2 protein-coding genes are annotated in these 865 nt (G+C 40.9%); both read left to right on the top strand.

Annotated elements, in window-relative coordinates:
- On the top strand, positions 1-345 hold a 345-nt coding region (locus A3729_RS06405; protein WP_197475625.1), incomplete at its 5' end, for an NUDIX domain-containing protein.
- A gap of 45 nt (positions 346-390) precedes the next feature.
- Positions 391-663, top strand: a complete 273-nt coding sequence (locus A3729_RS06410) for an oxidative damage protection protein (RefSeq protein ID WP_068553869.1) — start codon at positions 391-393, stop codon at positions 661-663.
- Positions 664-865: the final 202 nt, after the last annotated feature.

Raw genomic sequence — 865 nt, forward strand, 5'->3', positions numbered from 1 at the left:
CTTGAGAAAAGGCCGCCAAGCGGAATATGGGGTGGTTTATATAGCTTGCCAGAGGCACCACCCTCACTCACGCCACCAGACTTGATTCAATACTGCACCGAGAACTTTGGCATAGAAACAGAACTACTAGAAAGACACCAAAGCATTCACCATACCTTTTCTCATTACAAACTAGAGATACAGCCGGTTAAATTAAAGCTAAAAGCGTCACTACCAGAAGTACGCTCATCAGATAGGCTAAAGTGGATCCAAGAACATCAGCTTTCTAAATTAGGCCTGCCGGCACCAATATCTTCCTACCTTGAAAAGCTAAATTGTGATGATTTATTCAGATTAAATGACTAAGATTGACCCATCACATGCTATTTACTTACCACACGAGATCGAAACATGAGTCGCACTGTTTTTTGCAGAAAGTATCAAAAAGAACTGAAAGGCCTGGATACCCCGACAATGCCAGGAGAAGCGGGCCAAGATATTTTTAACAACATCTCTGAACAAGCCTGGAAAGAATGGCAAAATAAACAAACCATGCTGATTAACGAACGACAGCTCAATATGATGAGCGCCGAAGACCGAAAGTTCTTGAAAGAACAGATGCATAAATTCTTTAATAATGAAGACATTGAAAGCATAGAGGGCTATGTTACGCCTACAAAATAATCAAAATTTACGTTTGTGATTTTTTTTTAGTTTTAGCTCTTGACTCATCGAAACGAAACAGGTTTAATACGCCCCCGTTGCAGACATACCGAGACGCAACAAGTTGTACCAGTGCAAGATCAAGCACTTTAAATAATTGATATGCCCGGTTAGCTCAGTCGGTAGAGCATAGGATTGAAAATCCTCGTGTCCTTGGTTCGAT

The organism is Oleiphilus sp. HI0043, assembly GCF_001634935.1.